Below are 21,633 nucleotides of genomic sequence, written 5' to 3' on the forward strand. Positions count from 1 at the left end.
AGGGACGCGCGCCGAAAACTTGCCTGCCTTGCTGAAGGGATCGCAGCGCCCGCGTCAATGCTGCCGCAGCGCGGCATCGCCGAGGCGAAATAGTGCGCCGATAAGCCGCCCGGGCGGGGCGAGGTTTCGCTTCGAAAATCGCCGTCGTGCGGGGGGCTTCAGTCCTTTACGAAATCCTTGCTCAGTAGCTCGGCCACGTCCGGGAAAGCCTTGGCGCTCATCGTGCCGTACATCGACAGGCGCAGGATTTCGTGCGTGTAGCGCCGGGTCAGTTCGCTGCGCTCGCCCTCGTCCGCCGCATGGGCGCGCGCGAATACCGGCCAGAAGAACACACCGGCCAGGTTGATGACCGACATGACCTCCGCATCGATGCCCGGCTCGGCAAGGCTGGTCGCGGCGAAGCGGCGCAGCGAACCGCAATACTCGCGCCAGAAGGCATCCTGCGAAGGATCGGGCGAGGCCAGGACCTGCTGCAACCAGACACGGCCGATCTCCGGGTTCTCCATCGCAAATTCGGTCAGGCGGTCGGTGAGCGCGGAAACGTCGACTTCCTCGACGCGGCGCTCGCCCAGCGTTGCCGGATCCCCGAAGACCGCGCGGAACATCTTGTCCGAAACCCACTCGATAGTGGCTTCGATCAACTTCTCGCGCGTTTCGAAGTGCTGGTAGGCAGTGCCCCGGTTGACCTCTGCCAGATGCGCCACGGCCGAGAGGCTGACCCCTTCAAGACCGTCCTTGGCAAGCAGGTTGCAGGCCGCATCGAGGATCGTCTCGCGCGTCGCGGCGGGGTCTCTCACCCTGCGCCTGGTTCTGGCTTCCATGCTTTCGCCCCTGAATCGGAAAGGGGCCGGCTATACATACGGTATCACTGATCGACAATGTTGATGGTCAGATGCCCATGGCCGGGATCGCCTCCACGCTCCCGGCCCTTTTTCCTTCAAAGAAACGCCTGAACTTCACGGAGGACCATGTCGGCATGTTCCTTCCGGCAGATCAGCAGGTCTGGCATGTAGACGTCCTCGCGGTTGTAGACGAGCGGCGACCCGTCGATCCGCGAGACATGGAGGCCCCAGCCCAGCGCCACGGCTGCCGGTGCGCAGCTGTCCCATTCGTACTGCCCGCCCGAATGAAGGTAGATGTCCGCCTCCCCGCGCAGGATCGCCATGGCCTTGGCTCCGGCCGATCCCATCGGCACCAGCTCGGCACCGATCGCCTCGGCAACACCGGTAGCCTCGCGCGCGGGACGGGTGCGGCTCACCACCATGCGCAGGGTCTCGGGCGCGGCCGGCACTTCGCCCGGCTGGTCCGAACGCAGCACCTGATCGTGCCCCGGCAGCGCCACCGCGCCGAGAACCGGGACGCCGTCAACCGCCATGCCGACATGAACCGCCCAGTCCGTACGCTCCTCGCCATATTCGCGGGTGCCGTCGACCGGATCGACGATCCACACCCGGCTCTTGGCGAGCCGCTCGGCGCTGTCCTTTTCCTCTTCCGAGAGCAGGCCATCGTCCGGGCGCTGTTCACGCAGGGCGTGGCAGAGGAACTGGTTCGCCGTCTGATCCCCCGCCTTGCCCAGCGCCTTGCCCCCGAACAGGCCCGAGGCGCGGACCGTGAGGAGAATCTTGCCCGCCTCGTCGGCCAGCTTCGCCGCGAGATCGCCGTCAGTGTAGGGCATCAGGCGTCTCCCAGCAGGGTGTCGACGATAAGGGTGGCCGCATCTTCCGGCGACAGGACAGTGGTGTCGATACGCACTTCGGGATTGCGCGGCGCTTCATAAGGGCTGTCGATCCCGGTGAAGTTCTTCAGTTCACCCGAGCGCGCCTTCTTGTAGAGGCCCTTGACGTCGCGTGCCTCGGCCACCTTCAGCGGGGTGTCGATGAACACCTCGATGAACTCACCCTCGGGCAGCATCGAACGCACCATTTCACGGTCCGCCTGGAACGGCGAGATGAAGGCGGTGATGACGATGAGGCCGCCATCGGTCATCAGCTTGGCCACTTCGCCCACGCGGCGGATGTTCTCGATGCGGTCAGCCTCGGTGAAGCCCAGGTCCTTGTTCAGGCCATGGCGCACGTTATCACCGTCGAGCAGGAAGGTGTGCCGGTTCATCCGGTGCAGCTTCTTTTCCACCATGTTGGCGATGGTCGACTTGCCCGAACCCGAAAGCCCGGTGAACCACAGTACGGCAGGCTTCTGGTTCTTGAGCGCCGCATGCTGCTTGCGGTCGATGTCGATCGCTTGCCAGTGAACGTTCTGCGAACGGCGCAGCGAGAAGTTGATCATGCCAGCCGCGACGGTGGCATTGGTCATCTTGTCGATCAGGATGAACCCGCCGAGCATACGGTTTTCGGCGTAAGGCTCGAACACCAGTTGCTTGTCGCTCGTCAGCTCGGCCACGCCGATGGCGTTAAGGTCGAGCGTCTTGGCCGCCATGCGCTCCATGGTGTTCACATTGACGGTGTACTTGGGCTCCTGCACCGTGGCCGAAACCATCTGCGTGCCCAGCTTGAGCCAATAGGCGCGGCCCGGGATCATCGCCTCGTCAGCCATCCACACGAACGTCGCTTCGAACTGGTCGGCAGTCTGCGGCGGATTGTCGGCGACCGAGATCACGGACCCGCGCGAGCAGTCGATCTCATCCTCGAAGCAAACGGTGACCGACTGGCCGGCAACCGCTTCCTCAAGATCGCCGTCATAAGTGACGACACGGGTGATCGTGCTGGTCTTGCCCGAGGGCAGGACGCGGATCTTGTCGCCTGCCTTGACGGCGCCGGTGGCGACGAGGCCCGAGAAACCGCGGAAGTCGAGGTTCGGACGGTTCACCCACTGGACCGGCAGGCGGAACGGCTTGTCGGCATCGACCGAGGAGAGAACCTCCACCGTTTCCAGGTGCTCGACCAGCGTCGTGCCCTTGTACCACGGGGTATTTTCCGAGAGCGTGGTGATATTGTCGCCCTTGAAGCCGGAGATCGGCATCGCGGTGAAGCTCTCGATCCCGATCGAGGCGGCGAACTCGGTGTATTCCTTGACGATGGCGTCGAAAACAGCCTCGTCGTAGTCGACCAAGTCCATCTTGTTGACCGCCAGAACGATGTTCCTGATGCCGATCAGGTGGCACAGGTACGAATGGCGGCGCGTCTGCACCAGCACGCCCTTGCGCGCGTCGATCAGGATCACCGCAAGGTCGGCGGTGGAGGCGCCGGTCACCATGTTGCGGGTGTACTGTTCGTGTCCGGGGCAGTCAGCGACGATGAACTTGCGCTTCTCGGTGTTGAAAAAGCGGTACGCCACGTCAATGGTGATGCCCTGCTCACGCTCGGCGGCGAGGCCGTCGACGAGGAGCGCGAAGTCGATCTCCTGGCCCTGCGTGCCGACCTTCTTGGAATCGGCGGAAAGCGCGTCGAGCTGATCCTCGAAGATCATCTTCGAATCGTAGAGCATCCTCCCGATCAGCGTGGACTTGCCGTCATCGACGCTGCCGCAGGTGATAAAGCGCAGCATCGTCTTGTGCTCGTGGCTGACGAGATAGGCGTCGATGTCCTCGGCGATGAGGGCATCCGTGACGTAGACGGCTTCTTTGGTTTCGATGTCAGACATGCAATTCTCTCCGCTCGCCCTGAGCTTGTCGAAGGGCATTGGCGCTACGCTCGGTGGCTTCGACAAGCTCAGCCTGAGCGGAAACGGGACCGTGGCTGTTAGAAATAGCCCTGCTGCTTCTTGACTTCCATGCCGGCGCCGCCGGCATCCTTGTCGATGGCGCGGCCCTGGCGTTCAGAGGTGGTGGTCAGGAGCGTCTCCTGGATCACTTCGGGCAAAGTCTTCGCCTCGCTCTCGACCGCGCCGGTCAGCGGATAGCAGCCCAGCGTCCGGAAGCGGATCGAGCGCATCACCGGCACTTCGCCGGGTTCCAGCGGGAAGCGGTCGTCGTCGACCATCAGCAGCATCCCCTCGCGCTCCACGGTGGGGCGCTTGTCCGCGAAATAGAGCGGCACGATCGGAATGTCGTTGAGGTGGATGTACTGCCAGATGTCCAGCTCGGTCCAGTTCGAGATCGGGAAGACGCGGATCGATTCGCCCTTCGCCTTGCGGGCATTGTAGAGGTTCCACAATTCGGGGCGCTGGTTCTTCGGATCCCAGCCGTGCGACGAAGTGCGGAACGAGAAGATGCGCTCCTTGGCGCGGCTCTTTTCCTCATCGCGCCGGGCGCCGCCGAAGGCTGCATCGAAGCCGTACTTGTCGAGCGCCTGCTTCAAACCTTCGGTCTTCCACATGTCGGTGTGCAGCGCGCCGTGGTCGAACGGGTTGATGCCCTTCTCCACCGCCTCGGGGTTTTGATAAACCAACAGGTCCATGCCGCTGTCGCGCGCCATCTTGTCGCGCAGCTCGTACATCGCCTTGAACTTCCAGGTCGTGTCGACGTGGAGCAGCGGAAACGGCGGCGGCGAGGGATAGAACGCCTTGCGGGCCAGGTGCAGCATCACCGCGCTGTCCTTGCCGACCGAATAGAGCATCACCGGCTTGTCCGCCTCGGCGGCGACTTCCCGAATGATGTGGATGGCTTCTGCCTCAAGCCTGTCGAGGTGGGTAAGTGTCTTCATCAGGATCGCTCGTCCTCTGGCCTTCGTTGGGTGGCCCCCGGTCTGTAATCTGGGCTCGAATCGCTTTCGCAGGGATGACATTGCGGCAAACCTCCCATATGGGAGGGCAATGGCGCTGACTTCCTCCGACGAGACTGATCTCCTGCTCCCGCTGGTACGCGGGATTGCCGACAGCGCGCAGTTTTCCGAGTTTCTGGAGCGGCTGCGTCGCCGCAGCGATGCCGAATACGTCTCCATAATCATGAAACAGGGTGATGGCCCTCACGCCCATATCAGCGACTTTCACGCCGGCCGCGACCTGCGCGCAGCCGCGCGTGAGGTCGATCCCTTCGAAATGCACGCGCTGGAACGCTTGCACTACGATCAACTGCGACCGGGGCGCGTCTATTCGGTTGGCGAATTCGTCGACCACGATCCGGTTTTCCGGGCCGAGCGCATGGACAAGATGCGGCGCCTCGGCATCGCCGACGAACGGGTGGTGCGCCTGCCGCAGATCGAAGACACCAGCGCCTGGCTCATCATGGCGCGCGCCCAGCCGTGCACCGGGTCCGACAGCGCCCTGCTCTCCTCGCTCGCACCCTATGTCGAGGCAGCGCTGCGCAGCTACGTCACGCTGGAGGCGCACCGAATTCGCGCAAGCGTCAGTTCGCAAGGCATGGCCCGCAGCGCCACCGCCTGGATGGCGCTGGACCGCGAGGCAAGATTGCTGGCGATCGACCCGCGCCTCAACACATGGCTGCGCGCGAACCTGGGCTACACGCCGCGAACCGGCGAGCGCCTGCGCGACCTCGGCGTCCATGCGGAGAGGGAACTGAGCGCGGCGGCGATACTGTTCGCCTCCGATGATCCGCCCTCCCCGCGCGCAGCGGTGCTGCACGAACATCCCCGGCTCGAAGCGCTGCTCACCGCCACCAGCGACATGCCGGTCCCTTCGATGCTGGCGCTATGCCGTCTGCCCAACGCGCGCACCGCGCAGAGCGTCGAACGCCTCGCCCGCCTGTTCGACCTGCCCCCTCGCGAGGCCGAACTGGCGATTGCATTGAACGAGGGCCAATCAATCGCCGAAGCGGCCAAGGCGATGGGCCTGACGGTGGAAACGGCGCGCAACTACTCCAAGCGGCTCTACGCGAAGCTGGGCGTGCGCGGGCAACCGGAGCTGGTCAGGCTGGTGTGCGACAGCGTGGCGGTGATGGCGTGACGGAGTTTCGCTGCTAACCCCAAAGCGCCTCTACCGCCGCCAGACCCTGTTCCCCGCGCCCGCCCAGTTCGGCGGTCAACAGCTTGAGGCGATAGGTCCACAGGTGGAGCGGATGCTCCAGCGTCATGCCCATGCCGCCCAGGAACTGGTGGTAGTCATAACACACCCGCTTCGCCGCCTCCTGCGCATGGAGCAGTGCCAGAGCCGCGTCCCCTCGGTCCCCGGTCCCGGCTGCGCGCAGGGCGAGCCAGTGGACGCTATTGGTAATCACCTGATCCTCGGCAAGCCGGTGGCGCATGCCCTGAAACGTCGCCAGCGGGCGCCCGAACTGCTTGCGGTCCGACACGTAAGCCACGGTCGCCGCCAACGCCGCCCCCAGCAGCCCTGCCGCCTCCGCCGCGGCCGCTACACGCCATGCCCGCAGCACTTCGGCGGCGTCGACATCGTGCGAGGTCATGCTATCCGGCAAACAGGTCAGGAAGGCCACCGGATAGGCGTAAAGCGTATCCTCCTGCGCCGCCGCGATCATCGCGGCATCTGCCGTAAAGCTGCGCACGCCAGAGGGGCCGACGAAAACCACACTCGCGCCCGGCCGCAGGAAGCGGACCGGGCCGCCGATCCGGCTTTCCTCGACCAGGCATAGCGGGCGCGGCAAGGCGGGGTCGATCAACGGGCGCACCATGGCCGAAGCCGCCGCCTCTATCGCAAACGGCAGCCGCGCCAGTTTCTCCACCACCAGCGCGGCGGTGACGGGGCCGAGTTCCTCGACCGCCATGACATCCAGAAACCCGCTCTCGACCAGCGCGGCGTCGAGGTCCGCGCTTTCCAGCACAAGCGATGCATCGTGCATCGGCAGGCTGGCATAAGGCCGCGTAAGGCTGTCGATGAAATCGAGGACCTGGGTCTGGTCCTCGCTGAGGGCAAGCTGCATCAGCGCGGTTCCCGGGGCAGTTCCAGCACGTCGCTGGCGATGATGTTGAGCTGGATCTCGGCCGACCCGGCGGCGATCCCGGCGACGATGCCGCGCTGGTGATGCATCTTGAGGTAGGGCGATGCCCCGGCCAGCGCCTGAGGCAGGAACTCGATCACGAATTCGCATACCGCCCGCTCGGCCATGACGGTGGCATAACGCGCGGAACTCGATTCCGCGCCAATGGAAAGGCCATCGACCCGCTTCTGAACGACCGCGTAGTTTGCCGTAGCAGCCGCCTCACACAGAGCGGCACAGCGTGCCGCCTCGATCCGCACGTATTCACGGGTGAAGCGGCCCTCGCCCTGCAGCATCGCCACCGCCCGGTCGAGCGCGGCGCGGGCGAGCGTGAAGCGCGGGATGCCCAGTCGCTCGTTGCGCAGCGAATAGGCGACGATCTCCCACGCCTGCCCCTCATCGCCGAAACGGGCGGTTTCGGGCACGGTCACGTCATCGAAGAAGACCTCGTGGATGTCGCCCTCACCGATCAGCGAAGGAATTTGCCGCACTGTGATGCCCGGCGTGTCCATCGGCACCAGGATGATGGTGATGCCCTTCTTGCGGTCCTCGCTGGTGCGGGTGAGCAGGAAGCAGGTGTCCGCAAGCCCGGCGTAGCTGGTCCAGATCTTCTGTCCGTTGATGACGTAGTTGCCGTCGCTCAATTCGGCGCGGGTACGCAGCGCAGCAAGGTCCGAACCCGCGTCAGGCTCGGAGAAACCCTGACACCACAGCGACTGACCCTTGGTGATCGGTTCGAGGTAGCGGGCTTTCTGCTCCTGCGTACCGTACTTCTGCAAAGTCGGGCCGATCCAGTTGACGTTCATGTACTGGCCGCCGCGCGGCTCCCCCGCGATCCACATTTCCTCGGCAAGGATCTGCTGCTCCCAGGGACCAAGCCCCTCGCCGCCCATCTCGACCGGCCAGTGCGGGAAGAGGATGCCCGCCTCGGCCAGCTTTACGCAGAATTCGCGCGCGAAGGCAGTCAGCGCCGGAGACGCGGGGCCATGTTCTGAGAACTTCTCCCAGTCATCGGGCAGGTTGGCGTGCAGGAAATCCCGGATCTTGTGCCGGAAGGCGTCCTGCTCGGGTGTCCATTCGAATTGCATCGGCGCGGCGCCTCTCCTCTTGTGCCTTTCGTTAGGCGCAAGAACGCACGCGCTACAACATGACCGCCGACGCAATCGCGGGTGCGATTGGCTCTGGCCGATTGCGGGGCCATGCTATGGCATCTGCGAGGCGCTTGCGGCATGACCGTGAAAACGGGACTGGGAACAAACGATGCAGAAAGTAGAAACAGCATAATGAGCGAGAAGGCATTCGTCGCCGTGGCAAAGCTGGAGGAGGTTCCGGCAAGCGGCAAGAAAGTGGTCGAAGTGAACGGCGTCAGCGTGGTTCTGGTGAACGCCAAGGACCGCATATTCGCGGTACGCAACTTGTGCAGCCACGCCTACGAGACACTGGAATGCGGCAGGGTGCGTGCGGGCTGGATTTCCTGCCCGGTTCACGGCGCCCGCTTCGATCTCGAAACCGGCAAGCCGCTGAACCCGCCCGCAACGATGCCGATCGATACCTACGAAGTGCGCATGGATGGCGATACGATCGAAGTGGCGGTGTGACCCCGATCCGTCGCACCTGAGCCGATATCGCCCGCGCGTACCGCCCGTTGTGGACGCCAGTCCAGCCGCTGTGCTTGGACGGTGCCCATGACCGATACGCCCGATCTCGACGCGCTACGCAGCGAAGTACGCGCCTTCCTCCAAGCCGAGGCCCCTACGAACTGGCGCGATGCCAGCCGCACGCAGGACGACTTCGTCGCTACCCAGCGCGGCTGGTTCGCGAAACTGGTGAAGGCTGGTTACGCGATCCCGCACTGGCCGGCGCAGTTCCCCGGCGGCGGACGCGGCCTTGCCGAGCAGAAGGTGATCTACGAAGAACTGGCGAAGGCCGATTGCCCACGCCTGCTGCTTTCGTTCGTCTCCACTTATCACGCCTTCGCCACGCTGCACGAATGCGCCAGCGCCGAGCAGCAGGCCGAGTACCTTCCGCGAATTCTTGAAGGCGAAACCTGGTGCCAGGGCTTCTCGGAACCGGGCGCGGGATCTGACCTTGCCGCGATCAAGACGCGGGCCACGCGCGAGATGCGCGATGGGCGCGAGGTCTATGTCGTGAGCGGCCAGAAGGTCTGGTCGACGATGGCGCAGTTCGCGCAGAAATGCCTGCTACTGGTTCGCACATCCTCGGACGGACCCAAGCAGGCAGGCATCACCTACCTGCTGATGGACATGGACGCACCCGGCGTGTCGGTGCGCCCGATCCACCAGATTCAGGGCGACGAGGAATTCGCCGAAATCTTCCTCGACAACGTCGAGATCCCGGTAACCCGGCGCGTCGGCGAAGAGGGCAAGGGCTGGGCCGTGGCGCAGGCTACCCTCGCCTCCGAACGCGGCCTGACGCTTATGGAACTGAGCTACCGCATGCGCGGCGCGCTTGGCCGCGTGGCCGCGCTGATCCGCGCGCACGGGCATGAAGAAGACCGCGGCGTGCTGCGCGACTTCGGCGCACTGGTGACGCAGGTAGACGCCGTCTGCGCCATCGCCGACCAGTTCCTGGACAACCGCATCAAGGGGATCGAGCGCGTGGGCGACGCGTCGATCGTCAAGAACAGCTACAGCCGCGCGCTGCGAGCCTATGCGAAGGTCGGTCTGCGTCTTGGCGGCATGGCCGAACAATACATTGCGCCGATCACGTTCGGCGATCTCAACACCGGCAACTGGATGGCGGACTTCATGAACTCCTACGCCTGGACCATCGCGGGCGGTAGCGAGGAAGTGCAGCGCAACATCATCGCCGAAAGGATGCTCGACATGCCGCGCGAGCCGAAAAGCTGGGTGGCCTGACATGATCGAACTGAACGAACTGACCGACGCCGCGCAGAAGGCCTTCCCCGCCGGCGCGCTCTCCCCGCTGCGGGACGAAAGCTGGGAGCTGGTCGCGGAAATGGGCTGGCTGATGGTCCGCCTGCCGGAAGACGACGGCGGCCTTGGCCTGACCCGCGAAGCCTCCACCGCGATCCACTTCGAAATGGGCCGCGTGCTGGCAACCACCCCGCTGATCCCCGCACAACTGGGCCTTCAGGCGGTCCTGGCGAGCGAAATGCTGGCCGCCCGCGCAGACTGGCTCGAACGCATTGCCGGGGGCGACTATGTGCCCCTTCACCTCCTGCCCGCGAAGCTGGAGATGGCGGCGGATGGCGCGATCTCAGGCACGGTCGGCGGCGTTTTCGATGCCGACATGGCGGCGGCGGCCGTGGTGCGCCTGCCCTCGGGCTATGCGCTGGTCCCCATCGACGCACCGGGCGTTTCGTTGGTGGAGCGGCCGATCTGGGATACGAGCCGGCGCCTCTACGATCTCGTGCTGGATGGCTATGCGCCCGATCCCGCGCTGATGCTCTGCGACGTGGCAGGGGCAGGCCCGCTCCATGACGCGCTGGCACCGGAAGCACACCTTGCGCTGGCCGCTGACTGTCTTGGTGCTGCGAATGCCGCGCTGGAACTGACGATCGAATACCTCGGTGTGCGCCGCCAGTTCGATCGGCCGCTCGCCATGTTCCAGTCGCTAAAGCACCGCTCCGCCGACATGAAGACCCGCATCGCCGCCGCCGAAGCCCTGCTGTGGAACCGCGCACGGGACAAGAACGCCACTCTCACCCAATGCGGCGCAACCAAGACGCTCGCGGCAGAGGCTTTCGCTTTCGTCACCGAAGAGGCGATCCAGCTCCACGGCGGCATCGGCCTGACCGAGGAACACCCCATCCATCGCTTCATGAAGCGCGCGATGCTCAACCTCCAGCTTTGCGGCTCGCCCGACCTGTGGAACGAGCGCAGCGGCCGCGAAGCACTGGCAAACCTCGACTAAACCTTGCCATGATGGCGCAACGTGCAGGGCTGCCGCACGTTGACGCCGTCATGGCCACTGTTTCCGATCCTCCGCCCGCACCAGAAACGGGGCATCCTTCCGAAATCCGCAAGAACATCGTGCTCTACGGCGCGCTTGCCGCGAACATGGGGATCGCGGTGGCCAAGTTCGTGGCGGCGGGGATCGGTGGCTCCTCCGCGATGGCGACCGAAGGCGTTCACTCGCTGGTCGACAGCGGCAACCAGGTGCTGCTGCTCTACGGCCAGCGCAAGGCGAAGCGTGCGCCCGATGCCGCGCATCCCTTCGGTTACGGGCGCGAGCTGTACTTCTGGGCCTTCGTCGTCGCGATCCTGATCTTCGCAGGCGGCGCGGGTATTTCCATCTACGAGGGCATCGCCCATATCCGTGCTCCTCACCCGATCGAAGATCCGACGCTGAGCTACGTCGTGCTAGGCATCGCCTTTGCCATGGAGGGTACATCCTGGGCGCTGGCGGTGCGGGAATTCAACGCCGGACGCGCAGGCCAAAGCTGGTGGCAGGCGGTTCGCCGCTCGAAAGACCCGCCGGGTTTCATCGTACTGTTCGAAGACAGCGCCGCGCTCGTCGGACTTGTCATCGCCGCGCTCGGCATCTGGGCGAGCGGGTACTTCGGCGATGCCCGGTTGGACGGCGCGGCCTCGGTTCTCATCGGCCTCGTACTTGCCGCCGTCGCCGTGCTTCTGGCGCGCGAGTCGAAGGGCCTGCTGATCGGCGAAGCGGCAGACCCTGCCCTGATCGCGCAGTTGCGGGCGGTGATGGAGGGCAATATCTCGATCACCTCGGTCAACCACGTGCGCACCGTCCACACCGGCCCCGACGCGGTCTTCGTGGCGATCAGCGCCGATTTCGTCGACGACCTGCCGATGGGCGAGGCGGAAACCCTGATCGAGGAACTGGAAACGCGCATGAAGGCGCTCTCACCCAAGATCACCTCGATCTACATCAGGCCGGAAAAGCGCGAGCAGGCCTTCGTGGAGTGATCCCCCGCCGCTCGACTTTGCCAACCTGAGGAATAGCACGAACCCCTCCCCCGCTGCGGCGGGAGAGGGGTTTCATATCAGTCGTATTCGCAAAGCACCTTGGCGGCAGCGGCAATATCGGCCGGCTGCACGAGGAAGGCGTCCTCCAGCACTTTCGCGAAAGGCACCGCGCTATAAGGCGCGCCCAGGCGCCGCACCGGGGCCTTCAGCTTGCGGAAGAGCTCTTCCTGGATGGTCGACGCGATCTCGCCGCCCGGACCGAAGTGGCGCACCGCCTCATGGACGACGATCGCACGGCCCGTCTTGTCGGCGGAGGCAAGGACGGCGTCCTTGTCCCACGGCGACACCGTGCGCAGGTCAATCACTTCAGCGGAAATGCCCTGCTGTGACAGTTCATCGGCAGCGGCAAGGCAATTGGCGACCATGCCCGAATAAGTGATGAGCGAGATATGCGTGCCCTCGCGCGCCACCCGCGCCTTGCCGAGCGGGATCGGTCCCTGATCGGCAGCCACGTCGCCAGGCACGAACAGAGTGCGGCTGTTCTCGATGAAAAGCACCGGATCGGGGTCCTGGATCGCCGAAAGCAGCAGGCCCTTGTAGTCCGCCGGAGTAGCCGGAGTGACCACCTTGATCCCGGCGGTGTGGGCGAACCAGCCCTCGTAATGGTCCGAGTGCTGCCCGGCAGTCTGCCAGCCCGCGCCCGTCAGCGTACGGATCACCAGCGGGACGGTGCTCTGCCCGCCCGACATGAAGCGCAGCTTGGCCGCGTGGTTGACGATCATGTCCATGGCCACGGTGATGAAGTTCATCAGCATGATCTCGGCCACCGGCTTGTAGCCGGCCATCGCCGCGCCCACGGCGGCACCCATGATCGACTGCTCGGCAATCGGAGTGGAGCGCACGCGCAGATCACCGAACTTGGTCGAGAGGCCGCGCGTGGTGCCCATCACGCCGCCGCCTTCGCGGTCGGCCACGTCCTCGCCGAAGACGAGGACTTTGGAGTCTTCTTCCATGGCCTGGAACAGCGCGGCCGTGATTGCCGCCTGGCCGGTCATCTTGAGCATTTCGCCGGCCTGGGCCGGGGTTGCTTCTGCGGTATCGGCGCTCATGCCGGAATCTCCTCGGCAAAGACGTCGCGGCGCAATTCGTCCACCGACGCGTATCCACTCTCGAACGCGAAATCGATGGCGTCCTGGACTTCGGCCTCGATGCCCGCCTTCATCTCTTCCAGCTGCGCCTCGGTGGCGACGCCGGTGTCGAGCAGCAACTGGCGGAACAGGACCAGCGGATCCTTGGCAAGCGCCTCGGCCTTCTCTTCCTTGGTCATGTAGGCGTCGTTGTCGCCGAAGACGTGCCCCATGAAGCGGAAGGTCTTGCACTCCAACAGGGTCGGTCCTTCGCCGGCACGCGCCCGCTCGATAGCAGCGTGGGCATGCGCGTACATGTCGAAGGGATCGTTGCCGTCGACGGTGTAGCCGGGCATCCCATAGCCGATCGCACGCTTGGAGATGAAGTCCACCGAGGTGCCGTTCTCGTAGCGAGTGTGTTCGGCAAAACCGTTGTTCGAGCACACGAAGATCACTGGCAACTTCCACACCGAGGCGAGGTTCAGCGACTCGTGGAAGGCGCCGATATTGCTGGCGCCGTCGCCGAAGTAGGCGATCGTCACGCGCTTCGACCCGTCGAGCAGCGAGGCCCAGGCGAAGCCATTGGCGATCGGCATCGAGGAGCCGACGATGCCCGTCGTCACCATAACGCCCGTTTCGGGGTGCGTGAGGTGCATCGGGCCGCCCTTGCCCTTGCAAGTGCCGTCGATGCGGCCGCAAATCTCGGCCCAGAGCGGACGCAGCGGCATGCCCTTGGCGACCATGTCGTGAATGCCGCGGTAGATCGTGCAGATCACGTCATCGTCGGTCATCAGGTTCGACAGGGTGGACGGGATCACTTCCTGCCCGCGCGCCGAATAGTAGGGCGCGGTGATGCGCCCACGGCGGATCTGGGTCCGGGTGAATTCGTCGTTCCGCTCGATACGCACCATGCGGCGGTAGATATCGAGCTGCGTGGCGGCATCAGGCGATGCCCTGTTTTCTGGCGTCTGGCTCATGAGTCCTCTCTCGAACAGCTTGGGCTGCTGAAGCTTGGGCTGCTGAACACACTGAACATTGGTTCAGTCACGCCCCCCGATGCAAGAGCGGGTGGACCGCCCGGGCGTTATCGTTGGTTCGCTACAGGAGCCTCGGGCGGTCACGCGAAAAGGCCCCGGAAAGGAGGGGCCTTTCACTGTTCTGGAATACCGGCTTTAGCCTTGCGGCACGACCCGCTCGCCATGTTCGGTGAACAGCGCGGTATAGCAGGTGCCGAAGTCCTGCGCGTCACTCTGCGTCAGTTCACCACTTTTCGACGCGGCGCCCATTGCACCCAGGAACGCCATCGGATCGTCCGCTTCGATATCGTAAATCGCGAGGAATTCGTTCTCGTCGCTGCCCATCAGCCTGGCGGCAAGCTTGTAGCGCTGGGCGCCTGCCATGCCGAACTTGTTCACCAGTTCAGGCAAGTGGGTGGTGTTGTACCACTCGTGATATTCCGCCTCGCGGCCAGGCAGCGGGCGGGTGAGCGCGACAAGTTTCATCTTCATGGACATCTTCCCCGGTTGCTTTCGCAGGCCAGCATTCGCCAGCCATCCCGAGGTTGCAAGCGTCAGCTGTCCAACCACCACAAGCATCGCCCCGCCGCGCCGACAGGAGCAAGCCATGCTGATTCTCGGAAAAAAGTTCAGGGGCGCTGAACAGGCGCCTTATCCGCCTTACCCGTGGCCGCCCCTGAAGGGATCAGTATACGCCGCCCTGCTGCTCCGCAAAGTTCCCGGCGTCGCCAGAGGCATTGGCCTCTGCTGCGGCGCGCGCATCCCGCGCGCCCCGGATCTGGGATACCAGCGCGTCGCGGCGGCGGCTGAATTCGTCCTCGGCAGTGTACTGGCGCGGTTCCGTGTCCGGCTTGAAGGCTTCCCAGATTACGGCAGCCTTCGGATCGTCGCCGGGCTCAACGCCCATGACCCGCTTGCCGGTCACACGATCGATGCGAACCATGCGGATGCCCGAAGGAGCGACGAACGGCTGCTGCCCCCAACGGTTACGGGTGGCTTCCACTACGTCCTTGAAGATCGGCGCAGCGATGCGGCCACCCTGAGCATAACCGCCCAGCGAGCGAGGTGCATCGTATCCCATATAGACGCCGCCCACATAGTCCTGGTTGCCGCCCATGAACCACACGTCGGTCGGACCGTTGGTTGTACCCGTCTTGCCGAACAGCGGCAGCTTAAGGTCGCGCAGACGCACAGCGGTGCCGCGCTGAACCACGCCCTCCAGCATGTGGACGACCTGGTAGGCGGTGTCGGCGTCGAGCACCTGCTTACCCTTGCGCGCGATCCGCGGCATCGGTTTGCCATCCCACTGGGACATGTTGCAGGTGTCGCAGCGGCTCTTGTCCGCGCGCCAGATCACCTTGCCGCTGCGGTTCTGGACATAATCGATGACCGAGCCCGAGAACTGCACGCCGTTGTTGGCCAGCGCGGCATATGCGTTGATCATGCGCGCCACGGTAGTCTCGCCCGCGCCCAGCGCGAACGAGAGGTAGTTCTGGTAATCGCCGATACCCACATTGTGGAACGTGCGGGTAACGCGCGCCATGCCCGTATCGTTGGCGATGCGCACGGTCATCAGGTTGCGCGACTGTTCCAGGCCCCAGCGCATGGTGTGGCTGCCTGCGCCGCCCTCCCCGCCGAAGTTCTTGAAGCACTTGTTGCCGAGATTTGCGCCCTGGAACACGCAGAACGTACCGTCGAGCACCTGGGTCGCCGGGGTCATGCCGTTCTGGAGCGCGGTCGCGTAGACGAAGGGCTTGATCGTCGAGCCTGGCTGACGTTCGGCCTGGACGGCGCGGTTGAACGAATCGATGCCGGCATCGAAACCGCCCTGCATGGCGACGATGCGCCCGCTGGCAGGTTCCTCGATGACCATGCCGCCGGAAACCTCGGGGATCGCGCGCAGCGCCCAGCTCCCCGCCGTCACCGGCGCAGCGGCAACCAGATCGCCTGCCTTGGCCCGCGCCGGAACGCCGGTCAGCGTCGCGATGTTGCCATCGGAGAACCCGATCCGGCCCGAACCTCCGTCGGTCGAAGAACCATCGAGGATGACGCCGATGCGCCAGTCCTTGTAGTCCATCGTCTTGTTGGCGACGACCAGCTGCGACTGCCAGTTTTCGAGATCATTGAGATGGGCGATCGGCCCTGCCCAGCCACGGTTGCCATGATAGCGCAGCAATCCTCCGCGCAGTGCTTCGCGCACCGCCTTCTGCATTTCGGAATCGAGCGAGGTACGCACCCACAGGCCACCGGCGTAAACGCTGTTCGGGCCGTCCTCCGCCTTCTCGCCGTACTTGTCGATCAGGCGGCGGCGCACTTCCTCGACGAAGTAGCCATTGGCGGGATCGAAGTCGCTGCCGCGTTGAGTCACGAGGCCAAGCGGCTCCGCCTTGGCGGCAGCGGCCGCTTGCGGGGTCGCCCAGCCGTTGCGGACCATCTGGTCAAGCACCCAGTTACGGCGCTCGATCGCCCGGTCTTCGTTCTTCTTGCGCCCGTAAACTTCGGGAGCGCGCGGCAGAATGGCGAGGAACGCGCTCTGGCTGAGCGTCAGGTCCTCCACATCGCGGTCGAAATAGGCGCGTGATGCAGCCTGCACGCCGAATGAACGACGGCCGAGCGGAATTTCGTTGAGGTAGAGTTCAAGGATCTGTTGCTTGGTCAGCACACCTTCGATGCGGCGCGCGAGGACCATTTCCTTGAGCTTGCGGGTAACCGAATACTCGTCGCCGATAAGGATGTTCTTGGCGACCTGCTGGGTGATGGTCGAACCGCCCTTGGCGCGCGCGCCAGTGCCGAACTTGGCGGCATAGTCAACCACCGCACCGGCGAGACCGCCAATATCGACGCCGCCGTGAGTCCAGAAAGTCCGGTCCTCGGCCGAAAGAAAAGCATTCACCATCGATTTCGGAAAATCGACGAAACGCAGCTGCACGCGCCGCTCGCGGGCGTAGGAATAGACGATCTCGCCGTCCATCCCGCGCACCATCGTCGGCAACGGCGGCTGATATTCGAGCAGCTTGTTCGCATCCGGCATGTCACGCGTCAGCACGATCCAGAAACCGGCGAGGCCGACAAGGCCCGCCAGACACAGGTAGCTGAAACGCCGCAGCCACTTGCGCTGCCGCCACTGCCTTCCAATCGCGGCAAAACCGCCGGAAGCCTCGCGGCGGATGCGGAAGCTCGCGTCTTCGGACGGCTGCTCGCCGGGATTATTCGCGTCGGTCATTGCGCCGGTCCTCTAGCACGCCCTTTTCGCGCAAGGCCAGAGAGGTTGCGATGAATGTCCGATCTTCCGCTCAAGGACTATGCCCCCAGTTTCCGTGCGAAATAGGCCCGGATTGCCTTTGCTCCGGCCTCTGCCAGCGCCTGCTGGCCGCTGCGCGAGCCAAGCACCTGGGCATCCTGCGGGTTGTTGATGTAGCCGGTTTCGAACAGGATCGAGGGAATGTCCGGCGACTTCAGCACCGCGAGCCCTGCCGTTTCCGGGTGTTCGCGGTGCAGACCCATGCCTCTGTCGCCCAGTTCGCGCAGCAGCAGGCCGGCAGCCTGCGCCGAGCCTGCCTGCGCGCCGCGCTGCGACAGGTCGAGCAGGATCGCGCCCACCGTGGCGCTGGTCTTCGAAAGCGCCACGCCATTGACGCGGTCAGCGCCGTTTTCGCGATCGGCGAAGCGCTGCGCGGCATCGCTCGACCCTTTTTCGGAGAGCACATAAACGCTGGCCCCGCGCGCCGAATCGCTTTCGGCGCTATCGGCGTGGATCGACACGAATAGGTCGGCGTTCAGGCGCCGGGCAATGTCCGGGCGATCGGCTAGAGAGATGAAACGGTCGGTGTCACGGGTCAGCGCCACCCGCAAGCCGCCGCCCGCCAGCAATTTGTCGCGCAGGGCCAGGGCGACCTGCAAGGCCACCGCCTTTTCCTTGAGCGCGCCCTGCCCGGCGCCGGGGTCGAAACCGCCGTGCCCGGGGTCGATCACGATCAGCGGCCGACTGGCATCGGGCGGCCCATCGACGCGCGGCAGCCCCACCGGCGTGTCCGCGCTGGGCAGATCGAAGCGCACGACATAATCGTAAGCATCGGCGCGCGCAGCGAACGTTCCGCTGAAAACGACGGCGGCAACCAGCAGCGCCAGCGACGTCGAAAGGAACAGGATCAGCTGCAAGGTGCGCGACATTGCCGCTCTGACTAAGTCCACTTCGGCGCCCCCGCAATCCAGTGCACTAGGGCTTTCCCACGGATTTCTGCACGAGAGCCGGTCAGCCGCCTTTAGTATAAAGCCAAGCAGGCCAAGGAACTTGCCGTCCCCGGCCATGGATGCTACGCCCATATGACCGGGGCCACGATGCTTTCGGTCCTCGCAATCCGGGAACACCATTACCATATGGCGCCGGGCGGGACCGGCACAGCCATACAGCCCCGGCCCAGGGAACCGGAAAATCCTTTTTCGGAAAACCTCACAGGTTGAAGCGAGCCATGAGAAGCCAATTGCCGCCTTGCCAGCTGACGCCCGAAAGGGCGTGGGCGGCGTGGTCGCAATTTTCCGCGCTTTTCTTCGCGCCCCGCTATCTCGCGCTCGCAGACACACGCACCGCTCACGCAGTGGTCGCCCCCCCCGTGGCCTACAAGGCTACGGATGCACACGCCGCCTTCAAGACGGCCCATAAATTCGCCGCGCACGAGGCGCTGGATTGCCTCGACTTCCCGCCGCTCGCAAAGCGGCAGGTGCAAACGCACGAACTCGCCCTTCACCCGGCACGCACAATGACGGGCCCCGCCGCACACGGCCGGGCCCCTGAGATGCATGACGCCGGATTGCAGGGCACATCCGAACACATCGAACAAAATCGCGTCCCCCTGGCTGATCCGGCCGGGCGCGGACGCGCACGGAGAATATCAAATGGCAACGCGCATGCTTATCGATGCGCGCCACCCGGAAGAAACGCGGGTGGCGGTACTCAAGGGCAATCGGATTGAAGAATTCGATTTCGAATCGACTGAACGCAAGCAGATAAAGGGTAACATCTACCTGGCGAAGGTCACCCGCGTGGAGCCTTCGCTTCAGGCGGCGTTCGTGGATTTCGGCGGCAACCGCCACGGCTTCCTTGCCTTCAGCGAAATCCACCCTGATTACTACCAGATCCCCAAAGAGGATCGCGAGGCCCTGCTGGCTGAAGAAGCCGCACATGCCGAAGAAGAAGCCGCCCTGCGCGCCAGCGAAGGCGACGACGAGGACGAAGATTACGGCGACGACGAAGGCGGCCTGACCGAAGTCGACACGTCCGAGAAGGACCATGTCGCCACGATCGAGGACGGCTCCGTCGAGGGCCAGTTCCACGATGGTGAAGAAGGCGAGCACGGCGACGAAGAAGGCGAAGGCAGCGATTCGTCTAACCGGCGTGGCCGCGGACGCCGCCGCCAGGGCCGCCCCTCGGGCCGCTCGAAGGAAGCTGACGATCTGCGCGCCAAGCGCATGGCGCTGCGCCGCCGCTACAAGATCCAGGACGTCATCCACCGCCGCCAGGTGCTGCTGGTGCAGGTGGTGAAGGAAGAGCGCGGCAACAAGGGCGCAGCGCTGACCACGTACCTCAGCCTTGCTGGCCGTTACTGCGTGCTCATGCCGAACTCGAGCCATGGCGGCGGTATCAGCCGCAAGATCAGCTCGGCATCCGACCGCAAGCGCCTCAAGTCGATTATTTCGGAAATGCAGCTTCCGCGTTCGATGGGCTGCATCGTGCGCACCGCTGGCCTCCAGCGCACCAAGACCGAGATCAAGCGCGACTTCGACTATCTCGCCCGGCTGTGGGACGACCTGCGCGAAGTGACGCTCGGCTCGGAAGCGCCGACGCTCATCCACTCTGACAGCGATCTCATCAAGCGCGCCATCCGCGACATCTACAACCGCGACATCGAGGAAGTAGTAGTCGAGGGCGAGGAAGGCTTCCGCGCGGCGAAGGACTTCATGAAGCTCCTGATGCCCAGCCACGCGCCCAAGGTTAAGCCTTATTCCGACCCGGTGCCGCTGTTCCAGCGCTTCGGCGCGGAAGACCAGCTGACCGCGATGTACGATCCCGTCGTACAGCTGCGTTCGGGCGGCTACATCGTCATCAACCCGACCGAGGCGCTCGTCTCGATCGACATCAACTCGGGCCGCGCCACCAAGGAGCACGGGATCGAGCAGACGGCGGTCGCCACCAACCTTGAAGCCGCGCAGGAAATCGCGCGCCAGTTGCGCCTGCGCGACATGGCGGGCCTGGTCGTGATCGACTTCATCGACATGGAATACGGCTCGAACGTCCGCAAGGTCGAGAAGGCCGTCAAGGACTCGCTCAAGAACGACCGTGCCCGCATCCAGGTTGGCCGCATCTCCAGCTTCGGCCTGATGGAGATGAGCCGCCAGCGCCTGCGCACCGGCGTGCTGGAAGCTACGACGCGTTCGTGCCCGCACTGCGACGGCACCGGCCTCGTCCGCACCGCCAGCTCTGCCGGCCTTTCGGCGCTGCGCTTCATCGAAGACGAAGCGGCCAAGGGCAAGGGCGTCGTGGTCTCGCTGTTCGCGTCCACCGAGGCGGCGGTCTACATGCTCAACGCCAAGCGCGCTGACCTGGCCGACATCGAGGAGCGCTACGGCGTCACCGTCGAAGTGATCCCCGAGGGTGAGAACGAAGGCGCGAAGATGCGCGTCGTCTCCTCCGGCCCGCGCAATGAGTTCGTGCCTCGCTTCGACCCGATCGCCGATGACGTCGAAGACGACTTCGTGATCGAGGAAGAAGAGGAAGAGGAAGAAGTCGAGCGCGAGGAAGCTGCACCGCGTGAGCGCAGCGAACGGGCTGAACGCGCCGATGGCGATGAAGGCGAAGGCGGCCGTGGCCGCAAGCGTCGCAAGCGCCGCCGTGGCCGCAACCGCGATCGCACTGACGAGAACGGCGCCGAAGTCAGCGAAACCGAAGCTGAGGTCGAAGGCGATACCGCCGAAACCGAAGCCGAAGTTGCTGAGGACGAAGGCGAAAGCGAAACCAGCTACGCCGATACCGACGGCAGCGAAGCACCCAAGAAGCGTCGCCGCCGTGGTGGTCGTCGCCGTCGTGGTCGCCGTGACGGTGAAGCTGAGAATGGCTCCGAGAACGGTGAAGGCTTCGAGGGCGAAGAAGCCCGCGAAGACATTGCCGAGGACGCCGCACCTGCTCCGATCGCAGAAACGGTTAACGAACCCGAAGCACCGGCCGAGCCGGTCGCCGAGGAAACGCCCGCCAAGCCCAAGCGCGCGCCTCGCCGCAAGAAGGCGGACGTAGCCGAAGCCGTGGTAGAGGCTCCCGCTGAAGTGGCCGCTGAACCGGTCGCCGAGGAAGCTCCCGCCAAGCCCAAGCGCGCACCGCGCCGCAAAAAGGCTGACGTCGCTGCCGAGGCTCCGGCCGAAGTTGTCGCCGAGCCGGCTGCGGAAGAAGCGCCCGCCAAGCCCAAGCGCGCATCGCGTCGCAAAAAGGCTGACGTCGCTGCCGAAGCTCCGGCCGAAGTAGTCGCCGAGCCGGCTGCGGAAGAAGCGTCTGCCAAGCCAAAGCGCGCGCCGCGCCGCAAGAAGGCCGAGGCTTCCGCCGCTCCGGGCGAAGCAGCTGTCGCAGCCGCCGAACCGGCCGCAGCAGAGCCCGAAACGGCAGGCGATGACGCTTCCGGCGATGAGGGCGATGCATCCGGCTCGCCGCGTCGCGGCTGGTGGCAGCGTACCTTCGGCACCTGATCGAAGCTGAAAACAAGTCAGGCGCCGCGCGCGATCTTCGGATCACGCGCGGCGTTTGTCGT

General features: G+C 64.8%; 17 protein-coding genes. 6 read left to right on the plus strand and 11 right to left on the minus strand.

The genetic code is table 11. The features are described from left to right. Window positions 1-158: 158 nt before the first annotated feature. The 4 genes from TQ38_RS10805 to cysD all read right to left on the minus strand — a co-directional run bounded on the left by TQ38_RS10805 (window position 159) and on the right by cysD (window position 4,598). Window positions 159-821 (minus strand): TetR/AcrR family transcriptional regulator, encoded by a 663-nt coding sequence (locus TQ38_RS10805; RefSeq protein WP_043972718.1) that lies wholly within the window; start codon window positions 819-821, stop codon window positions 159-161. A 116-nt stretch (window positions 822-937) separates the two neighbouring features. Next, window positions 938-1,675, minus strand: a complete 738-nt coding sequence (locus TQ38_RS10810; RefSeq protein WP_043972716.1) for a 3'(2'),5'-bisphosphate nucleotidase CysQ — start codon at window positions 1,673-1,675, stop codon at window positions 938-940. Next, entirely contained in the window at window positions 1,675-3,597 is a 1,923-nt protein-coding gene (gene cysN / locus TQ38_RS10815) for a sulfate adenylyltransferase subunit CysN (RefSeq protein WP_043972714.1), read from the minus strand. The genes TQ38_RS10810 and cysN overlap by 1 nt, the downstream gene beginning before the upstream one ends. Before the next feature lie 98 nt (window positions 3,598-3,695). After that, on the minus strand, window positions 3,696-4,598 hold the full coding sequence (gene cysD / locus TQ38_RS10820; protein ID WP_043972712.1) for a sulfate adenylyltransferase subunit CysD: 903 nt from the start codon (window positions 4,596-4,598) through the stop codon (window positions 3,696-3,698). 109 nt (window positions 4,599-4,707) lie between these two features. Here cysD and TQ38_RS10825 point away from each other — a divergent pair, with 109 nt between their 5' ends. After that, the gene (locus tag TQ38_RS10825; protein WP_043972709.1) at window positions 4,708-5,796 is read left to right on the plus strand and encodes a helix-turn-helix transcriptional regulator; all 1,089 of its coding nucleotides are present in this window, start codon (window positions 4,708-4,710) and stop codon (window positions 5,794-5,796) included. Window positions 5,797-5,809: 13 nt separating this feature from the next. Here the strand turns inward: TQ38_RS10825 and TQ38_RS10830 are convergent, their stop codons facing one another. Together TQ38_RS10830 and TQ38_RS10835 are read right to left on the minus strand one after the other, a co-directional pair. Beyond that, the gene (locus TQ38_RS10830) at window positions 5,810-6,727 is read right to left on the minus strand and encodes an acyl-CoA dehydrogenase family protein (RefSeq protein ID WP_043972706.1); all 918 of its coding nucleotides are present in this window, start codon (window positions 6,725-6,727) and stop codon (window positions 5,810-5,812) included. Beyond that, window positions 6,727-7,872 (minus strand): acyl-CoA dehydrogenase family protein, encoded by a 1,146-nt coding sequence (locus TQ38_RS10835; RefSeq protein WP_043972703.1) that lies wholly within the window; start codon window positions 7,870-7,872, stop codon window positions 6,727-6,729. The genes TQ38_RS10830 and TQ38_RS10835 overlap by 1 nt, the downstream gene beginning before the upstream one ends. Window positions 7,873-8,067: 195 nt before the next feature. On the opposite strand from TQ38_RS10835, the gene TQ38_RS10840 reads away from it, so the two are divergent. From TQ38_RS10840 to TQ38_RS10855, 4 genes are all read left to right on the plus strand, one after another. Beyond that, entirely contained in the window at window positions 8,068-8,382 is a 315-nt protein-coding gene (locus TQ38_RS10840) for a Rieske 2Fe-2S domain-containing protein (protein ID WP_043972700.1), read from the plus strand. 87 nt (window positions 8,383-8,469) lie between these two features. Next, on the plus strand, window positions 8,470-9,663 hold the full coding sequence (locus tag TQ38_RS10845; protein WP_043972697.1) for an acyl-CoA dehydrogenase family protein: 1,194 nt from the start codon (window positions 8,470-8,472) through the stop codon (window positions 9,661-9,663). Window position 9,664: 1 nt separating this feature from the next. Beyond that, complete coding sequence (locus TQ38_RS10850) at window positions 9,665-10,681, plus strand: acyl-CoA dehydrogenase family protein (protein ID WP_043972694.1); 1,017 nt, start codon at window positions 9,665-9,667, stop codon at window positions 10,679-10,681. Between the two features lie 50 nt (window positions 10,682-10,731). Then, on the plus strand, window positions 10,732-11,700 hold the full coding sequence (locus tag TQ38_RS10855; RefSeq protein WP_043973438.1) for a cation diffusion facilitator family transporter: 969 nt from the start codon (window positions 10,732-10,734) through the stop codon (window positions 11,698-11,700). A gap of 77 nt (window positions 11,701-11,777) precedes the next feature. On the opposite strand, the gene TQ38_RS10860 is transcribed toward TQ38_RS10855, so the two are convergent. From TQ38_RS10860 to TQ38_RS10880, 5 genes are all read right to left on the minus strand, one after another. Continuing rightward, on the minus strand, window positions 11,778-12,809 hold the full coding sequence (locus TQ38_RS10860) for an alpha-ketoacid dehydrogenase subunit beta (protein WP_370059768.1): 1,032 nt from the start codon (window positions 12,807-12,809) through the stop codon (window positions 11,778-11,780). Next, window positions 12,806-13,804, minus strand: a complete 999-nt coding sequence (locus TQ38_RS10865; RefSeq protein WP_043972691.1) for a thiamine pyrophosphate-dependent dehydrogenase E1 component subunit alpha — start codon at window positions 13,802-13,804, stop codon at window positions 12,806-12,808. Before TQ38_RS10865 ends, TQ38_RS10860 begins: the two co-directional genes overlap by 4 nt. A gap of 195 nt (window positions 13,805-13,999) precedes the next feature. After that, window positions 14,000-14,335, minus strand: a complete 336-nt coding sequence (locus tag TQ38_RS10870) for a DUF4286 family protein (RefSeq protein ID WP_043973433.1) — start codon at window positions 14,333-14,335, stop codon at window positions 14,000-14,002. 193 nt (window positions 14,336-14,528) lie between these two features. After that, window positions 14,529-17,066, minus strand: coding sequence for a penicillin-binding protein 1A (locus TQ38_RS10875; protein ID WP_043972688.1), 2,538 nt, complete (start codon window positions 17,064-17,066; stop codon window positions 14,529-14,531). Window positions 17,067-17,143: 77 nt separating this feature from the next. Further along, a complete protein-coding gene (locus TQ38_RS10880) occupies window positions 17,144-18,013 on the minus strand; it encodes an N-acetylmuramoyl-L-alanine amidase (RefSeq protein WP_043972685.1) in 870 nt (289 codons plus the stop codon). Window positions 18,014-18,736: 723 nt separating this feature from the next. Here TQ38_RS10880 and TQ38_RS10885 point away from each other — a divergent pair. Next, window positions 18,737-21,571, plus strand: a complete 2,835-nt coding sequence (locus TQ38_RS10885; RefSeq protein ID WP_043972683.1) for an Rne/Rng family ribonuclease — start codon at window positions 18,737-18,739, stop codon at window positions 21,569-21,571. The last annotated feature ends 62 nt before the right edge of the window (window positions 21,572-21,633 follow it).

Source organism: Novosphingobium sp. P6W, assembly GCF_000876675.2.
Taxonomy (GTDB): Bacteria; Pseudomonadota; Alphaproteobacteria; order Sphingomonadales; family Sphingomonadaceae; genus Novosphingobium.